This window comes from Kitasatospora sp. NPDC056783 (assembly GCF_042789895.1).
In the GTDB taxonomy this organism is placed as follows: Bacteria; Actinomycetota; Actinomycetes; order Streptomycetales; family Streptomycetaceae; genus Kitasatospora.
The window spans coordinates 1-15,043 of sequence record NZ_JBHUAF010000199.1 but is presented as its reverse complement, the minus strand read 5'-3'; the positions used below and the strand labels follow the sequence as shown (position 1 = coordinate 15,043).

The 15,043-nt window shown below is 73.5% G+C and carries 16 protein-coding genes and 1 pseudogene; 5 read left to right on the top strand and 12 right to left on the bottom strand.

Translation table 11 applies throughout. From position 1 onward, the window contains the following. The first annotated feature begins 345 nt into the window (after positions 1 to 345). On the top strand, positions 346 to 1,401 hold the full coding sequence (locus ACFRMQ_RS25230) for an LLM class flavin-dependent oxidoreductase (protein WP_380732887.1): 1,056 nt from the start codon (positions 346 to 348) through the stop codon (positions 1,399 to 1,401). Next, complete coding sequence (locus ACFRMQ_RS25225; RefSeq protein WP_380732885.1) at positions 1,398 to 2,684, top strand: LLM class flavin-dependent oxidoreductase; 1,287 nt, start codon at positions 1,398 to 1,400, stop codon at positions 2,682 to 2,684. The genes ACFRMQ_RS25230 and ACFRMQ_RS25225 overlap by 4 nt, the downstream gene beginning before the upstream one ends. 102 nt (positions 2,685 to 2,786) lie before the next feature. On the opposite strand, the gene ACFRMQ_RS25220 is transcribed toward ACFRMQ_RS25225, so the two are convergent. The 3 genes from ACFRMQ_RS25220 to ACFRMQ_RS25210 all read right to left on the bottom strand — a co-directional run bounded on the left by ACFRMQ_RS25220 (position 2,787) and on the right by ACFRMQ_RS25210 (position 5,510). Continuing rightward, positions 2,787 to 4,106, bottom strand: coding sequence for a hypothetical protein (locus ACFRMQ_RS25220; protein WP_380732883.1), 1,320 nt, complete (start codon positions 4,104 to 4,106; stop codon positions 2,787 to 2,789). A 231-nt stretch (positions 4,107 to 4,337) separates the two neighbouring features. Continuing rightward, entirely contained in the window at positions 4,338 to 5,084 is a 747-nt protein-coding gene (locus ACFRMQ_RS25215; RefSeq protein WP_380732882.1) for an MBL fold metallo-hydrolase, read from the bottom strand. Positions 5,085 to 5,318: 234 nt separating this feature from the next. Further along, complete coding sequence (locus ACFRMQ_RS25210; RefSeq protein ID WP_380732881.1) at positions 5,319 to 5,510, bottom strand: MarR family transcriptional regulator; 192 nt, start codon at positions 5,508 to 5,510, stop codon at positions 5,319 to 5,321. A 189-nt stretch (positions 5,511 to 5,699) separates the two neighbouring features. Here ACFRMQ_RS25210 and ACFRMQ_RS25205 point away from each other — a divergent pair, with 189 nt between their 5' ends. Continuing rightward, positions 5,700 to 6,170 carry a type II toxin-antitoxin system PemK/MazF family toxin gene (locus ACFRMQ_RS25205; protein ID WP_380732880.1) on the top strand — a complete coding sequence of 157 codons (471 nt, stop codon included), beginning with the start codon at positions 5,700 to 5,702 and terminating at the stop codon, positions 6,168 to 6,170. Positions 6,171 to 6,192: 22 nt separating this feature from the next. On the opposite strand, the gene ACFRMQ_RS25200 is transcribed toward ACFRMQ_RS25205, so the two are convergent. The 7 genes from ACFRMQ_RS25200 to clpS all read right to left on the bottom strand — a co-directional run bounded on the left by ACFRMQ_RS25200 (position 6,193) and on the right by clpS (position 11,043). Then, positions 6,193 to 7,161 carry a PLP-dependent cysteine synthase family protein gene (locus ACFRMQ_RS25200; RefSeq protein WP_380732879.1) on the bottom strand — a complete coding sequence of 323 codons (969 nt, stop codon included), beginning with the start codon at positions 7,159 to 7,161 and terminating at the stop codon, positions 6,193 to 6,195. A gap of 81 nt (positions 7,162 to 7,242) precedes the next feature. Next, positions 7,243 to 7,521, bottom strand: a complete 279-nt coding sequence (locus ACFRMQ_RS25195) for a MoaD/ThiS family protein (RefSeq protein WP_224282816.1) — start codon at positions 7,519 to 7,521, stop codon at positions 7,243 to 7,245. Between the two features lie 120 nt (positions 7,522 to 7,641). After that, positions 7,642 to 7,761 (bottom strand): putative leader peptide, encoded by a 120-nt coding sequence (locus ACFRMQ_RS25190; RefSeq protein WP_380732878.1) that lies wholly within the window; start codon positions 7,759 to 7,761, stop codon positions 7,642 to 7,644. Between the two features lie 139 nt (positions 7,762 to 7,900). After that, positions 7,901 to 8,332, bottom strand: coding sequence for a Mov34/MPN/PAD-1 family protein (locus ACFRMQ_RS25185; protein WP_380732877.1), 432 nt, complete (start codon positions 8,330 to 8,332; stop codon positions 7,901 to 7,903). A gap of 65 nt (positions 8,333 to 8,397) precedes the next feature. Next, positions 8,398 to 9,927: an amino acid permease gene (locus ACFRMQ_RS25180; protein ID WP_380732888.1), complete on the bottom strand. Its 1,530-nt coding sequence runs from the start codon at positions 9,925 to 9,927 to the stop codon at positions 8,398 to 8,400. 161 nt (positions 9,928 to 10,088) lie between these two features. Continuing rightward, complete coding sequence (locus ACFRMQ_RS25175) at positions 10,089 to 10,664, bottom strand: DUF2017 domain-containing protein (RefSeq protein ID WP_380732875.1); 576 nt, start codon at positions 10,662 to 10,664, stop codon at positions 10,089 to 10,091. Positions 10,665 to 10,749: 85 nt separating this feature from the next. Continuing rightward, entirely contained in the window at positions 10,750 to 11,043 is a 294-nt protein-coding gene (gene clpS, locus ACFRMQ_RS25170; RefSeq protein WP_380732874.1) for an ATP-dependent Clp protease adapter ClpS, read from the bottom strand. Between the two features lie 140 nt (positions 11,044 to 11,183). Between clpS and ACFRMQ_RS25165 the strand changes: the two genes are divergently transcribed. Continuing rightward, on the top strand, positions 11,184 to 12,518 hold the full coding sequence (locus tag ACFRMQ_RS25165; protein ID WP_380732872.1) for a nicotinate phosphoribosyltransferase: 1,335 nt from the start codon (positions 11,184 to 11,186) through the stop codon (positions 12,516 to 12,518). Positions 12,519 to 12,713: 195 nt separating this feature from the next. Beyond that, positions 12,714 to 13,304, top strand: a complete 591-nt coding sequence (locus ACFRMQ_RS25160; protein ID WP_380732871.1) for an isochorismatase family protein — start codon at positions 12,714 to 12,716, stop codon at positions 13,302 to 13,304. A gap of 43 nt (positions 13,305 to 13,347) precedes the next feature. On the opposite strand, the gene ACFRMQ_RS25155 is transcribed toward ACFRMQ_RS25160, so the two are convergent. Beyond that, positions 13,348 to 14,352 (bottom strand): hypothetical protein, encoded by a 1,005-nt coding sequence (locus ACFRMQ_RS25155; protein ID WP_380732870.1) that lies wholly within the window; start codon positions 14,350 to 14,352, stop codon positions 13,348 to 13,350. A gap of 537 nt (positions 14,353 to 14,889) precedes the next feature. After that, a pseudogene (locus ACFRMQ_RS25150) lies at positions 14,890 to 15,015 on the bottom strand (amino acid deaminase/aldolase); the annotation flags it as partial. Positions 15,016 to 15,043: the final 28 nt, after the last annotated feature.

Here is a 15,043-nt window from a genome sequence, read left to right as displayed (position 1 = left end):
GGGCGGGGCCTTCGGCGTACCCGGGCGCGCCGCCCGGGGAAAGGCGGTTGACGAACCGGCGGACGCCCTGGTCAACTGAAGCGGTGAACGCCTCGTGCCCGCTGGTCACCCGCAGCCACATCGACTTCGGTCGTGTGTGGTCCGCGGCGTGTCGCGGCTGAGCTGACCGTTCCCCCGCCGCCGCCCGGCTGACGTCCCGCCCGGCGCCGGTCCCCTTCCCTCCCCCGCCCGTCCGGGCTCCGCCCTCGGGCCGCCACCGCGCACCCGCGTGCACCCGCGCCGCCGTGCCCGCGCACGGCCGCCGCCGGTGCCCGCGCGCGTCCGCACGAGGAAGTCAGGCTCACCATGCCCCGCCAGCTGCACCTGTCCGCCGCCCTCGACAGCCCCGGCCGTTTCGACCCCGGGCACTACGCCTACCTGGCCCGCCTCGCCGAGCGGGCCACCCTGGACTTCGTCACCCTCGACGACTCCTTCGCCGCCGCGCCGAGCCGCCCCGACGCGCTCGCCGCGCTCGCCCGGATCGCCCCGCTGACCAGCCGGGTCGGGCTGGTGCCGACCGTCACCACCACCCACACCGAGCCCTTCCACACCTCGATCTCGGTCAACACCCTGGACTGGGCCAGCGAGGGCCGGGCCGGCTGGCTGGTCGGCGTCTCCACCACCGAGGCCGAGGCGCGCGCCTTCGGCCGCCGGCCGGTCGCCCCCGAGGACGAGCTGTGGGCCGAGGCGGCCGACGCCGTCGAGGTGGCCGCCCGGCTCTGGGACAGCTGGGAGGACGACGCGGAGATCCGCGACACCGCCACCGGGCGGTTCATCGACCGCGACAAGCTCCACTACATCGACTTCACCGGCCCTCGCTTCTCGGTCCGCGGCCCGTCCATCACCCCGCGCCCGCCGCAGGGCCGCCCGGTGGTCGCGGTGCCCGTCACCGCCGCCGACCTCGCGGCGGACTCCTCCCCGGGAGGCCGGGCCCGGGTCGCCGCCGCGATCCGGCACGCCGACGTGGTGCTGCTCGACGCCCCCGACCGCGCCACCCGGCTGACCGCCGCCACCGAACTGCGGCTGCGCTCCGGCGAGCACCTGCGCATCCTCGCCCGGCTCGACGCCGTCCTGTCCGACCCGGCCGCCGAGGACCGCCTGCTCGCCGAACTGACCGCGACCGGCACCGGGGTGGACGGCTTCCACCTCGTCCCCGACGAGCCCGAGCGCGACCTCGTCGCGCTGGCCGACCGGATCGCCCCCGCCCTGCGCGCCGCCGGGCTGCTGCGCGCCGAGTACACCGGCCGCACCCTGCGCGACCACCTCGGCCTGGCCCGCCCGGCCAGCCGATACGCCGTCACCGCTTCCCCCGCTTCCCCCGCTTCTCCCGCTTCCCCCGCCCTCGCCGAGGTGACCCGATGACGGACCGACCGCTCAAGCAGATCCACCTCGCCGTGCACTTCCCGGGCGTCAACAACACCACGGTGTGGAGCGACCCGGCGGCGGGCAGCCACATCGAGTTCGCCTCCTTCCGCCACCTCGCGCAGACCGCCGAGCGCGGGAAGTTCGACTTCTTCTTCCTCGCCGAGGGGCTGCGGCTGCGCGAGACCAACGGGCTCATCCACGACCTGGACGTGGTCGGCCGCCCCGAGTCGATCACCGTGCTGAACGCGCTGGCCGCCGTCACCGAGCGGCTCGGACTGGCCGCCACCGTCAACGCGACCTTCAACGAGCCGTACGAACTGGCCCGCCGCCTCGCCTCCCTGGACCACCTCTCCGGCGGGCGCGCGGCCTGGAACGTGGTCACCTCCTCGGACGCCTTCACCGGGGAGAACTTCCGCCGCGGCGGCTACCTGGACCGCGCCGACCGCTACACTCGGGCCGCCGAATCCGTCCAGCTGGCAAGGGAGTTCTGGGACGCCGGGGAGGAGCCGGCGCGGCACTCCGGCCCGCAGTTCGAGGCCGAGGGCCGGCTCTCGCTGCCGCGCCCGCCGCAGGGCCACCCGGTGGTGATCCAGGCCGGGGACTCGGACGAGGGCCGCGAGTTCGCCGCCGCCACCGCCGACGTGATCTTCTCCCGGCACTCCAAGCTCGCCGACGGCCAGGCCTTCCACAGGGACGTCAAGCGGCGGCTCTCCGCGTACGGGCGCAAGCCGGACGAGCTGAAGATCATGCCCGGGGCCACCTTCGTCCTCGGCGACACCGACGCCGAGGCGGCCGAACGGGCCCACGAGGTCCGCCGGGCCCAGGTCAGCCCGCAGACCGCGATCAACTTCCTGGAGCAGGTCTGGGGCATCGACCTGTCCGACCACGACCCGGACGGTCCGCTGCCGACCGTCGACCCCGACCCGGACAGCGGCCTGATCCAGGGCCGGACCAGGCACGGCGACCCGCTCGCCATCGCCGAACGGTGGCGGGCGATGGCCGCGGAGAAGAAGCTGACCAGCCGCGAGGTGGTGATCGAGGCGACCGGCCGGCAGTCCTTCATAGGTTCACCGGCCACCGTCGCCGAGCGGATCGACCACTTCGTGCAGAACGACGCCGCCGACGGCTTCATCCTCATCCCGCACCTCACCCCGGGCGGCCTGGACGAGTTCGTCGACCGGGTGGTGCCGCTGCTCCAGGAACGCGGGGTGTTCCGCACCGACTACACCGGCCCCACCCTGCGCGACCACCTCGGGCTGCCCGTTCCCGGGCGGCGCTGAACCACCCGGCACCCGCCGGTACTCGCCCGCTCCGCCCGCTCCGCCCGTCGAAACGGTTCGCGGTCCGCCCGGGACTCCGGACGGACCGCGAACGACGGACGGTCAGGTGGTGCGGCGGCGGCGGGCACCGGCGAAGGTCGCGACACCGGCGCCGATCAGCAGTGCGCCGAGGCCCGCGATCAGGCCGGTCCGGTCGCTGTCCGAGCCCGTCGTGGCCAGGTGTCCGTCCACCGGCCGGGCGTCGGCCGCCTGGGAACCACCCGCGGGGGCGGTGGTGGCCACCGGGGCGGCGGGGGCCGTGGTGACGTCGCCGGCCGGCTGGACGACCGGCCCGCCGCCACCCTGGTCCGAGCCGCCGGACGGCGCGGTCGGGGCGGTGGTGGCGGTGGCGGTGGCGGTGGCGTCGATGGTGTGGGTCGGCTCGGGCGTGCTGCTGGGCTTCGGCTGGGGGGCGTCGATCCGGACGGTGGCGCCCTGCGAGCACATGGTGGTGCCCCGGAAGGGCATGTCGCCCTCGTTGACGAACACGCACGGGTTCAGCGAGGTGTTGCCGACCGGGACACCGGCGGGGTAGCTGACCCGGACCCGCCTGGTCTGCGAACTGTTCGGCGCCGCCGAGGAGTTGCGACCGTCAAGGTAGAAGCCGGCGTTCGGCTCGCCCTCGGTGGTGACGGCCGGGACGGCGCTCCAGGCGCCGTCGGCACCGCGGACCTCGACCTTGGCGTTCCGGTCGGCGAACAGCACGTTGCCGAGGTTGGTGTAGGCGGACGGCGTCGGGTTCTTGAGCACCTCGTCGAACTCGATCGGCGCCCCGCCCCGGATGGCGGTGGCCGGGACCCCGGACACCTCGTTGGTGATCCCCTCCACCTTGATCTCCCGGATCACGGTGGGCGGCTCCGTGCCCGCGGAGTCCTGGCCGAACACGCCGGTACGGAAGGTGAGCTTCGGGCCGGTGCCGCCGTTGGTGTCCCCGTTGTGGGGAGTGCCCATGGGGACGCCGAGGCGCAGCCGGACGTCCGTGCCCCGGCCCGCCGGGACGGGGAGCTCGGCGAGGATGCCCGTGTGGACCGCCCGGCCGCCCTCGCCGCGTTGCGGCATGTCCACGCGCTGCCACGTGCCGCGCGCCGCGTCGAAGTGCTCAAGGCTCAGGGCGTTCGGCGGCGTCCCGAGGTCACTGGCGATCTCGAACTCCAGGGTGGCGCTGGTGTCCCGGTCCCCGGCGTTGCCGATGTGCTCGGTGAACTCGACCGGCCCGCCCGCGAAGCCGACCACGGCCGGGGCGTTCACGGTGAGGCTGAGCGGCCCGGCGGCGGCGAAGGCCGGAGCGGCCGTCACGGCACCGCCCGCGACCAGCGCGGCGGTGAGCGCGATCGCCGGGACGAGGCGGCGGGCCCGGTTCGGGGCGCGGTGGTTCTGGCGCATGGGAGTTCCCCCTGGGTTTCCGCTCCGGACGCGGGTACGACCGTGTCCGGACAGCACGAAGCGAGCCTGGTGACTGGTGAAGCGTGGCAGCCGGGCCTGACAGGCCGGCCGTTCCGGCGGTGCGTCCCGCCGCTCACTCACAAGGACGTGCGGGACGCTCGGAGGTTGCGGGTGGTTCCGGAGATTTTTCCGGAAATCCGTGGAGCCCTCGCGACGCCCGCGCCGGCCTGCTCAGATCTCGTACACCGCGCCGGGCCGGGCGACCTCGACCGGCCCGGGGTAGACGGCCGCGGCGTCCCGGCGGTTGTGCTCGGCGTCGGTCCACGGGGGGATGTGGGTGAGGACGAGCCGGCGGGCGTCGGCCGCGGCGGCGTGCTCGCCCGCCTCGCGGCCGTTGAGGTGGACGGCCCGGAAGGTGTCGCGCCCGTCGATGTACGCGGCCTCGCAGAGGAAGAGATCGGTGTCCCGGGCGAGTTCGACGAGTTCGGCGCACTCGCCGGTGTCCCCGCTGTAGACCAGCGAGCGGCCGCCGTGCTCCAGCCGGAAGGCGAAGGCGTCGACGGGGTGGTTGACCTGGGCCACGTCGATCCGGAACGGGCCGAGTCCGAAGCCGCCCGGGGTGAGCGTGCGGAACTCGAACACCTCCTTCATCCCGGGGTTCTCCGGCATGTCGTAGGCGCGGGCGAGCCGCTCGGCGGTGCCGGCCGGCCCGTACACGGGCAGCAGTTCGGGGCAGCCCCCGGCGCGGTAGTTGCGGGCGACCCAGTAGGCGCACAGGTCGATGCAGTGGTCCGCGTGCAGGTGGCTGAGCAGGACGGCGTCGATGTCGTAGAGGCCCGAGTACTTCTGGAGGGCGCCGAGGGCCCCGTTGCCGAGGTCGAGCAGGACACGGTAGCCCTCGGCCTCGACCAGGTAGCTGGAGCACGGCGAGTCGGCGGACGGGAAGCTCCCCGAGCACCCCACCACGGTCAGTTTCATCCGAGCCCCTCCGCCCCGACACGTCCTGGCTGCTGCCGGCGAACGGTGTTCGGCGTTCGCCTTGGAAAACGGCATGGAAAACGGCAGGCCGGGCCGGTGAACCGGCCGGTAGCACTGCGTTGGTGTGTCGAGGGTAAGGGCGGAGCGACGCTTTGCCCCCGTCCCCGTGCCGGGCTGTGGGCGGAATCACCAGAACGCCCGGGGCGGGTGCGCGGGCGGTTGACGGGCCCGCGATCAGCGGCTCCGGGGCCGGTTGCGGGCCCAGCTGCGGATGGTGAAGGGGTACCACCGGGGGTGTCCGCTGCCGTCGATCACGTCCGGGTCGGGCAGCAGCCGGTGCCTGCGGTAGCTGCGGACGGTCGCGGGCCGGACGTTGATGTGGCGGGCGATCTCGGCGTAGGACCACAGCTCGGGGCCACGGACCACGGGGCACCTCCGGGGGGACGGGGGCGGACGTTCGTGACGCAGCCTTGCCGGATCGGGGTGGGGCCGGGAGCACGGAAACGGGCATCGTGGCCGTTCCGTGACGAACCGGGAGCAATGCGCGGACAAATGCCGGACTGTCACGGCCGGCGCGGTGGTGGCGGTCGCTCCGGGCCCGGTACGGTTCGCCGCATGAACGGCATGACCGCTACCTGGCTCGTCCTGTCGCTGCTGGGCGTCGTGTCGGCGGCGGCCGCCGTGGCGGCGCTGCTGCGGCGTGCCCGTCGGGCCGGGCGTCCGGCGGCGCGCCCGACCGGGCCGGCGGGTCCGTGGCCAAGCGCGGGGGCCGGCCCGCGGCCTCGGGAGATCTGGTGGGCGGAGGTGCCGTTCGAGGACGGCCCCGGCTCCAAGGACCGCCCGTGCCTGGTGCTGCGGGTGCGCGGCCGGACCGCCACCGTCGCGAAGATCACCAGCAGACACCACGCCGAGCGCCCGGGCGTGCTGGCGCTGCCGCCGGGCTCGGTGGGCGACCGGCGGGGCCGGGCCGGCTGGCTGGAGACGGACGAGCTGCGCGAGGTGCCGCTGTCCGCCTTCCGCCGCCGGGCCGGCACCGTGGACCGACGGGTCTGGAGCCGGGCGGAGCGGGTGCTGCAGGGCCGCTAGCGCCGGACGCGGCAGCCGGCGGTCACGCCCAGAGCTGGCCCTGGAGGGCCTCGACGGCCGCCTCGGTGGACTCGGCGGTGTAGATGCCGGTGGACAGGTACTTCCAGCCGCCGTCGGCGACCACGAACACGATGTCCGCGCGTTCCCCGGCAGCCGCCGCCTTGCGGCCGACGCCGATCGCCGCGTGCAGGATCGCACCGGTCGAGACGCCCGCGAAGATGCCCTCCTGCTGGAGGAGTTCGCGGGTGCGGCGGACGGCGTCCGCGGAGCCGACCGAGAAGCGGGTGGTGAGCACCTCGGCGTCGTACAGCTCGGGGACGAAGCCCTCGTCCAGGTTGCGCAGCCCGTACACCAGGTCGTCGTAGCGAGGCTCGGCGGCGACGATCTTCACGCCGGGGACCTTCTCGCGCAGGTAGCGGCCGACGCCCATCAGGGTGCCGGTGGTGCCGAGGCCGGCCACGAAGTGGGTGACGGTCGGCAGGTCGGCGAGGATCTCGGGGCCGGTGCCGGCGTAGTGGGCGCCGGCGTTGTCGGGGTTGCCGTACTGGTAGAGCATGACCCAGTCGGGGTGCTCGGCAGCGGTCTCCTTGGCGATCCGGACGGCGGTGTTGGAGCCGCCGGCGGCCGGGGAGGAGATGATCTCGGCGCCCCACATGCGGAGCAGTTCGCGCCGTTCCTCGCTGGTGTTCTCGGGCATCACGCAGACCATCCGGTAGCCCTTGAGCTTGGCGGCCATGGCCAGCGAGATGCCGGTGTTGCCGCTGGTGGGCTCCAGGATGGTGCAGCCGGGGGTGAGCCGGCCCTCGGCCTCGGCGCGCTCGATCATGTGGAGCGCCGGGCGGTCCTTGATCGAGCCGGTGGGGTTGCGGTCCTCCAGCTTGGCCCAGAGGCTCACCAGGCCCTCGGTGTTGCCGGGGACGGCGGCGGACAGCCGCGGCAGGCGGACGAGCGGGGTGTTGCCGACGGCTTCGAGCGGACTGTCGTAACGCAAGGGAGGCCTCCGGCCAAGGCGGTGAGGGTGGAGACGGGGCGGCTCCCCCCGTCGCCGCGGTGGCTGGGGGGAGCCGGGAGGTCAGCGGGCGCCGCCGGCCACGGCGGGCAGGATGGTGACGCTGTCGCCGTCGGCGACGGCGGTGGAGATGCCTTCCAGGAAGCGGACGTCCTCGTCGTTCAGGTAGACGTTGACGAAGCGGCGCAGCTCGCCGCCCTCGACCAGGCGGGCGGCGATGCCCGGGTGGCGGGCGTCGAGGTCGGTGAAGAGTTCCCCGAGGTTGCTGCCGTTGCCCTCGACGGCCTTGGCGCCGTCGGTGTAGGTGCGGAGGATGGTCGGGATGCGGACCTCGATGGCCATGAGTGCGCTCCTGTGCGGGTCGTGGAGGTGGGCGGGCCGCGGCGGACGCGGCGGGGGCGGGCGGGCGCCCGGGGGCCGGTGTCGCCGGTGGGCGGCGGGCCGGGTGGGGTGAAGCGGCTCTCAGCGCGGGCGCGCGGGCGTGCCGGGACAGATCGCGCCGGCGTGCCGGCACAGGTCGATGTGCAGGCGCGCCACGAGGCGGGTGCCCGGGGCCTGAGTGCTCACATCGACGGAACGCATGGGCTCATCGTATAGATTCCCGGGCCCGCTCCGACATGTCCGTCTCGGCATCCGGATGTTCCCGTTCCCAGGGGTGAGACGGCGGCGGCCCGCCGCCCCTTCGGGGGGTTCGGCGGGCCGGGTGGGCGGGGGGCGCCGGTCAGACCGGGTAGGCCTCGACGACCTGCACGTCTTCCTCTGTGATCTCGCCGTCCACGATGCGGAACGAGCGGAACTGGTAGGGGTCGTCCTCGCCGTTGCCGTCGGCGGTGGAAACCAGGACGTAGTGGGCGAACGGCTCGGAGGCGTAGCTCACGTCGGTGCGCGACGGGTAGGCCTCGGTGGCGGTGTGCGAGTGGTAGACGATCACCGGTTCCTCGTCGCGGTCGTCCATCTCGCGGTAGAGCTTGAGCAGGTCGCCCGAGTCGAACTCGTAGAAGGTGGGCGAGCGGGCCGCGTTGAGCATCGGGATGAACCGCTCGGGCCGTCCGCTGCCGGCCGGTCCGGCGACCACGCCGCAGGCCTCGTCCGGGTGGTCGGCGCGGGCGTGGGCCACGATCCGGTCGCGGATTTCTCGGGTGATGGTCAGCATGCGGTCAGGATAGCCACGCCCCGGCGGGCCCAGAAGTGGTGTCCGCCGGGGTGTCCGAGGCGTGGTCAGCGGACGGCGTCCGGGTTCCCGTCGGCGGCGGGCAGCCCCTCGGCGGCGGGCAGCCGCTCCAGGGCGGGGCCGCGCGGGGCCCGCGGGTCGCGGCGCTTGACCACCTGGTAGCCGGCCACCAGCAGCAGGGCCCAGGCCGGGAAGACGAACAGCGAGATCCGGTTGTCGCGGTCCAGGCCGATCAGCACCACGACCAGGGCGAGGAAGGCGAGCGCGGCCCCGCTGACCCAGGCGCCACCGGGCGCCTTGAAGGTGGGCGGCGGCAGCCGGCCGGCCTGCCAGGCCCGGCGGTAGCGGATCTGGGAGATCAGGATCATCGCCCAGGTCCACAGTCCGCAGACGGTGGCGACGGAGGTGATGTACTCGAACGCCCTGGCCGGGACGAGGTAGTTGAGCACCACGCCGACGCCCATCAGCAGGCAGGAGACGGTGATCGCGAAGGCCGGGGTGCGGCGGGCGTTGAGCCTGGTGAGGCGTTCCGGGGCCTGGCCGCTCAGCGCGAGGTCGCGCAGCATGCGGCCGGTGGAGTACATCCCGGAGTTGCAGGAGGAGAGCGCGGCGGTGAGCACCACGAAGTTGATGATGCCGGCCGCCGCCGGGATGCCGATCTTGCCGAAGGCGGCGACGAACGGGCTGACGCCGGGCTGGAATTCGGTCCACGGGACGAGCGAGAGGATCACCACCAGGGCGCCGATGTAGAACAGCATGATGCGCCAGGGCAGGGTGTTGATGGCGCGCGGCAGGGTCTTCTCGGGGTTCTCGCTCTCCCCCGCGGTGACGCCGACGAGTTCGACGCCCAGGTAGGCGAACATGACGATCTGGAGGGTCATCACGGTGGAGCCGATGCCCTGCGGGAAGAAGCCGCCGTCCTGCCAGAGGTGGCCGAGTGACGCGGTGTCACCGGCCTTGCTGAAGCCCAGGGTCAGCACCCCGACGCCGATCAGGATCATGCCGATGATGGCGGTGACCTTGACCATGGAGAACCAGAACTCGATCTCGCCGAACAGCTTCACCGAGATCAGGTTGGCCGCGTAGAGCAGGACCAGGAAGGTCAGCGCGCTCGCCCACTGCGGTATGTCGGGCGCCCAGAAGCGCACGTAGACGGCGGCGGCGGTGGTCTCCGCCATGCCGGTGACGACCCAGAACAGCCAGTACGTCCAGCCGGTCACGTAGCCGGCGAAGGGGCCGAGGAACTCCCGGGCGTACTCGGCGAAGCTGCCGGAGACCGGGCGGTAGGTGAGCAGTTCGCCGAGCGCCCGCATGATCACGAAGATCACCAGGCCGGCGACGGCGTAGGAGAGGATCAGGCTCGGGCCGGAGCGGGAGATCGCGGTGCCGGCGCCGAGGAAGAGGCCGGTGCCGATCGCTCCGCCGATGGCGATCATCTGGATCTGGCGGCTGCCGAGCCCGCGCTCGTAGCCCTCGGCGTTCGGCGTGCTGTCGAGCCTGTCGTCGTCCGACTTCTCGGCCACGGTGCACCGTCCTGTCCTGGTCGGTCTCGGGGGTGGAGAAGTCGTACCACGCATGGTTCGGATAGCGGTGCCCATCTGAGCGTTATTTGAGCATGGCCTGGCATGGTTTGCCCGATTTTCACAAGAATGCCCCGGCCAATCGTCCACGTTCTGGACGAAACGGCCGGGGCTTGCCCGGAATCGGGCAGGATCACCCTCCCCGCGACTCTCCGGGGTCAGTCCGCGATGGCCTCCAGCAGCGACTCCTGCAGGGCGCCCAGCCACAGGTACGCCATCACCAACGGCTTGCGCTCGTCGCCGTCCGGCAGCTCGTAGAGGCCGTCCTCGTCCTCCTCGCTGACCTCCAGCCGGACGCCGACGGCCAGCCGCAGGTCGTTCAGTGCGCCCAGCCAGCGCGAACAGTCGGGGGCGCCGAGCTTGAGCACCCCGCCCTCGTCACCGAGGCCGTCCAGCGCCCGGACCACGAACAGCGCGTCGTCCCGCTTGCGGGCCCGCAGGTCCAGCTCGGTGAAGCGGCGGAACTCCCCGGACGCGAGCCTGGCCTCCTCGTCCTCCGGCTTCTCCGGATCGCCGTAGGCGTTCGGGAAGAACCGGGCCAGCACCGGGTCGGCGGGCGCCTCGGTCGGCCCCTCGGCGAACAGCGCGGCCAGCGGGTCGCCGCCCTCCCCGCCCGGGCCGGGGCCGATCAGCTCCAGCAACTGCACTTCCAGCGAGCGCAGGATGGAGGCCTCCCACTCGTCCAGCGCGATCGCCGCGCCGCCACCGCCGGTGCTCTCGAACAACCCAGCCATCTGTATCGGTCAGCCCGTCTTCGTCGTCTTCGGTCGGGGGGCGCCCCGGTCGCGGAACCGGCGGTCCCGCGCCGGTCGCCCGGCGTCAGTCGTGCTGCAGCGTCGCCCAGAGGCCGTAGCCGTGCATCGCCTGGACGTCGCGCTCCATCTCCTCGCGGGAGCCGCTGGAGACCACCGCCCGACCCTTGGTGTGGACGTCCATCATCAGCTTCCGGGCCTTGTCCTTCGGGTATCCGAAGTAGGCCTGGAAGACGTGCTGGACGTAGCTCATCAGGTTCACCGGGTCGTTGTGCACGATGGTCACCCAGGGCGTGTCCGGCTCGACCACCGGGACCCCTTCGACCTCCGGGCGCTCGATCTCCACGGGCGCGACGCTCACGCCGGGTCCTCCTCGCTGGACAGTCGTCGGTTACCACTCACGCCCCATGCTGCCATCCGAGGGACAGCCGGGCGATTCCGGGCCCGCCCGTTCGAGGAGAAATCGTCACTCTGACGCTAAGTGGTAGTAGCATCATCCTCATGGACGCCACTTCAGTACGCGCGGCCGGCTCGACCGCGCTTCTCACCGACCGCTACGAGCTCACCATGCTGCAGGCCGCCCTGCGCAGCGGGGCCGCGCACCGCCGCTCCGTCTTCGAGGTGTTCACCCGCCGCCTGCCGGGCGGCCGCCGCTACGGCGTCCTGGCCGGCACCGGGCGGGTCCTCGACGCCGTGGAGAACTTCCGCTTCTCCACCGCCCAGCTCGACTGGCTGGCCGACCAGGACGTCGTCGACGAGGACACCCTGCGCTACCTCGCCGACTACCGCTTCCGCGGCGACATCCACGGCTACCCCGAGGGCGAGGTCTACTTCCCCGGCTCGCCGCTGCTCACCGTCGAGGGCACCTTCGCCGAGGCGGTGATCCTGGAGACGGTGATCCTCTCGATCCTCAACTTCGACTCGGCCGTCGCGGCCGCCGCCTCCCGGATGACCGCCGCCGCCGGGGGCCGCCCGGTGATCGAGATGGGTGCCCGGCGGGCCCACGAGCGGGCCGCCGTCGCCGCCGCCCGCGCCGCGTACGTGGCCGGCTTCGCCGCCACCTCCGACCTGGAGGCCGGCTTCACCCACGGCATCCCGACCACCGGCACCGCCGCGCACGCCTTCACCCTGGTACACGACAGCGAGCGGGACGCCTTCAAGGCGCAGATCGCCTCGATGGGCCGGGGCACCACGCTGCTGGTCGACACCTTCGACCTGGGCGAGGCCGTGCGCACCGCGGTCGAGGTGGCCGGCCCCGAGCTGGGCGCCGTCCGGATCGACTCCGGCGACCTCACCCTGCTGGCCCACCGGGTCCGCCGCCAGCTGGACGACCTGGGCGCCGAACGAACCAGGATCATCGTCACCTCGGACCTGGACGAGTACGCGATCGCCGCCCTGGCCGCCGCCCCGGTGGACGGCTACGGCGTGGGCACCAGCCTGGTCACCGGCAGCGGGCACCCGACCTGCGCGATGGTCTACAAGCTGGTCGCCCGGGCCGAGACCGACGGCGGGCCGATGGTGTCGGTGGCCAAGCGCGCGGCCGGCGGCAAGACCAGCGTCGGCGGCCGCAAGTGGGCGGCCCGCCGGCCCGACGCCGACGGCGTGGCCGAGGCCGAGGTGGTCGGCACCGGGCCCGTCCCGGAGGAGCTGCGTCCGCACCTGACCCAGGTGCCGCTGGTGCTGGGCGGCGAGACCGTCGGCCGGGAACCGCTGAGCGCCGCCCGCGACCGGCACGTCCGCGCCCGCGCCGCGCTGCCGCTGTCGGCCACCCAGCTGTCCAAGGGCGACCCGGTGCTGCCGACCGAACTGCTCCTGCCCGCCGAGGCGGGCCACTGACGAAGGCCCGGGGCCGGACCACCGAACCGGCCCCGGGGCTTCCGCCTCCGCACCCCACTCCCTAGAGTCAGCCGTACAGTCCCCCGGAGCTCCCCGAGAGCCCCCGCGCCGCTCCCGGCCGGGCCGCGCACTCCCGGGGGCTCCCCCACCGGGGCGCCGCCTCCCGCGGGCCCCCGAGATCCGAGGATGCCAGCCATGCACCGGGCACTGATCGTCGTCGACGTGCAGAACGACTTCTGCGAGGGCGGCAGTCTGGCCGTCGCCGGCGGCGCCGAGGTGGCCGCCGCCATCACCGGCCTGATCGCCGAGTCCGCCCCCGCCTACCGACACGTCATCGCCACCCGCGACCACCACATCGACCCCGGCGGCCACTTCTCCGCCGAGCCGGACTACGCCGACAGCTGGCCGCCGCACTGCGTGGCCGGCACCGAGGGCGTGGGCTTCCACCCCAACTTCGCGCCCGCCGTCATCTCCGGCGCGGTCGAGGCGGTCTTCGACAAGGGCGCCCACTCCGCGGCGTACAGCGGCTTCGAGGGGCTGGACGAGAACGACCGGGGCCTGGCGCAGTGGCTGCGCGAGCGGCAGGTCGAGGAGGTCGACGTGGTCGGCATCGCCACCGACCACTGCGTCCGGGCGACCGCGCTGGACGCCGCCCGGGCGGGCTTCTCCACCCGGGTGCTGCTGGACCTCACCGCCGGGGTGAACCCGGAGACCACCGATGCGGCGCTCGCCGAGCTGCGGGAGGCCGGGGTCGAACTGGTCGGCACGCCGGTGGTGCGTCCGTAGCGGCGCCTCCCGGATCCGCCGGTCCGCGGCCGGCACCGTCCGCTCAGACCACCAGCAGCTCCACCACGTCCGTCCCGCCGACCCGGTACGCCTCGCGCAGTTCGCCACCGACGGCGTCCGGGTCGGCGGCGAGCCGGGCCCCGGAGACGTACACCACGCGGATGCCCAGGTACTCCATCCGGTGCTGGCCGCCGTGCACCCAGGCCGCCTCGCCCTCGCTCACGCAGCGCAGCTCCGATTCCACCTCCACCGCGACGCCCCGCTCCGGCCAGTAGAGGTCCGGAACGGCGATGTACGTGCCGCCGCGCATCCGCAGCTCGGGGGAGTTCAGCGGCGCGGGCAGCAGCGCCTCGCCCAGCAGACCGGCGACCCGGTTCAGCGACAACTCCCGCTCGGCGGCCAGCAGTTCGTCCAGCGCGGCACGCACCCGGGGGTCGCGGGTCAGCCCGGAGTCGGCCAGCTCGGCCACCAACTCACCCGCCGTGCAACGGTTCTCGCCCAGGGCGACGGCCTCGCGCAGCACCTCGCGCACCGGCGCCGGTCCGCCCGGCCGGGCCGTCCACTCACCCAGCGCGTCCGCGACCGCGCGGGCCACCGGCGCGCAGGCCAGGCCGTGCACCGAGCGGGCCTCCAACTCCCGCTCGGTGCGCCGGATACGCACCTCGCCGACGTCTTTCAGCCGCCGCTGACGGGGCACCAGGACATCCACCCCGGTCACCGCGGGCAGCCGGGGGACGGTGGTGAAGCCGTACAGCGCCAGCGCGGCCGTACCGGTGATCACCGCACCGGCACGGCGCCCCTCCTCGCGTCCGTTCTGCGCCGCGTACAGCAGCGCGGCCCACATCCGCTGCTCCGGCGTGGGCTCGGCGGGCTGCAACAGGTAGACCCGGGGCAGCAGTCGCTGCCAGGGGCCGCCCCGGCGACAGTGCTCGGTGATGATCCGGGCCGGCACGCCCCGGGCGCGCAGCTGGCTCGCGGTGACGACGTTCTGCTGACGCTTCGCCAGATCCTCCAGGGACGGCGGCGGAGACGGAATCCGGTAGCTCATGCCGACACCATCCCCAACCGCCCGGACCCGCGACCGGGACCCTGACGCACTGTTACTCAACCGTCGCGAAACCGGGATCAGCTCGCACTAAAGTCCTCATACCCTCACTCATTTGGAGTAATTGACGCTCATCAGGTTGTCATACGCGATCGCAAGCGATCGGCAACCTGGTCGCCTGACCCAGAGTGACCAAGGGCATACGGCGAGGGACCCTCCGGGCGTCAATCGCACCCCGTGGATTGCCTAGGCTTACGTCATGTCACGTGACGAGACCGCAGGCCTCCGCGCGGCCCAGCTCCGCCTCGGCCGTCTGCCCGGATACGTCCGCCGCCCGGACCCGGCCCGCCGCAGCGGCGAGAAGGGCCATACGTACAAGAAGGGCTGGGAAGTCCGCTTCACCGCCCGCAGCGAGGCCGAGATAGCAGAGATCCGCGACCTCGTGGTCGCCGCCGGGTTCGCCCCGGCCAGGCCCTTCTTCAAGGGCCACCAACTCATCCAGCCCGTCTACGGCATGGCGGCCGTTCAGGCCTACCTCGCCGCTAGACAGGCGGCCGAGGAACACGCCGCCCGGGCCGAGCTCGGCCGCCGCCGACGCGCGACGGGGGCGTCCAGATGGGCGGTGGCCCGGTCGTAACGGGCCCGGTCAGCGGCGCGCGCAGTCATGACCGCAGCCTGCCAGACAGGATTACCG

Coding starts and splice junctions, on each gene's coding strand:
- ACFRMQ_RS25215 (WP_380732882.1), bottom strand. CDS start 5,084: ATGAAACTGACCGTGGTGGGGTGCTCGGGGAGCTTCCCGTCCGCCGAC.
- ACFRMQ_RS25195 (WP_224282816.1), bottom strand. CDS start 7,521: ATGGCCATCGAGGTCCGCATCCCGACCATCCTCCGCACCTACACCGAC.
- ACFRMQ_RS25180 (WP_380732888.1), bottom strand. CDS start 9,927: ATGCGTGGTACGACTTCTCCACCCCCGAGACCGACCAGGACAGGACGG.
- ACFRMQ_RS25155 (WP_380732870.1), bottom strand. CDS start 14,352: ATGAGCTACCGGATTCCGTCTCCGCCGCCGTCCCTGGAGGATCTGGCG.
- ACFRMQ_RS25230 (WP_380732887.1), top strand. CDS start 346: ATGCCCCGCCAGCTGCACCTGTCCGCCGCCCTCGACAGCCCCGGCCGT.
- ACFRMQ_RS25160 (WP_380732871.1), top strand. CDS start 12,714: ATGCACCGGGCACTGATCGTCGTCGACGTGCAGAACGACTTCTGCGAG.
- ACFRMQ_RS25220 (WP_380732883.1), bottom strand. CDS start 4,106: ATGCGCCAGAACCACCGCGCCCCGAACCGGGCCCGCCGCCTCGTCCCG.
- ACFRMQ_RS25205 (WP_380732880.1), top strand. CDS start 5,700: ATGAACGGCATGACCGCTACCTGGCTCGTCCTGTCGCTGCTGGGCGTC.
- ACFRMQ_RS25185 (WP_380732877.1), bottom strand. CDS start 8,332: ATGCTGACCATCACCCGAGAAATCCGCGACCGGATCGTGGCCCACGCC.
- ACFRMQ_RS25175 (WP_380732875.1), bottom strand. CDS start 10,664: ATGGCTGGGTTGTTCGAGAGCACCGGCGGTGGCGGCGCGGCGATCGCG.
- ACFRMQ_RS25190 (WP_380732878.1), bottom strand. CDS start 7,761: ATGCGTTCCGTCGATGTGAGCACTCAGGCCCCGGGCACCCGCCTCGTG.
- ACFRMQ_RS25165 (WP_380732872.1), top strand. CDS start 11,184: ATGGACGCCACTTCAGTACGCGCGGCCGGCTCGACCGCGCTTCTCACC.
- ACFRMQ_RS25225 (WP_380732885.1), top strand. CDS start 1,398: ATGACGGACCGACCGCTCAAGCAGATCCACCTCGCCGTGCACTTCCCG.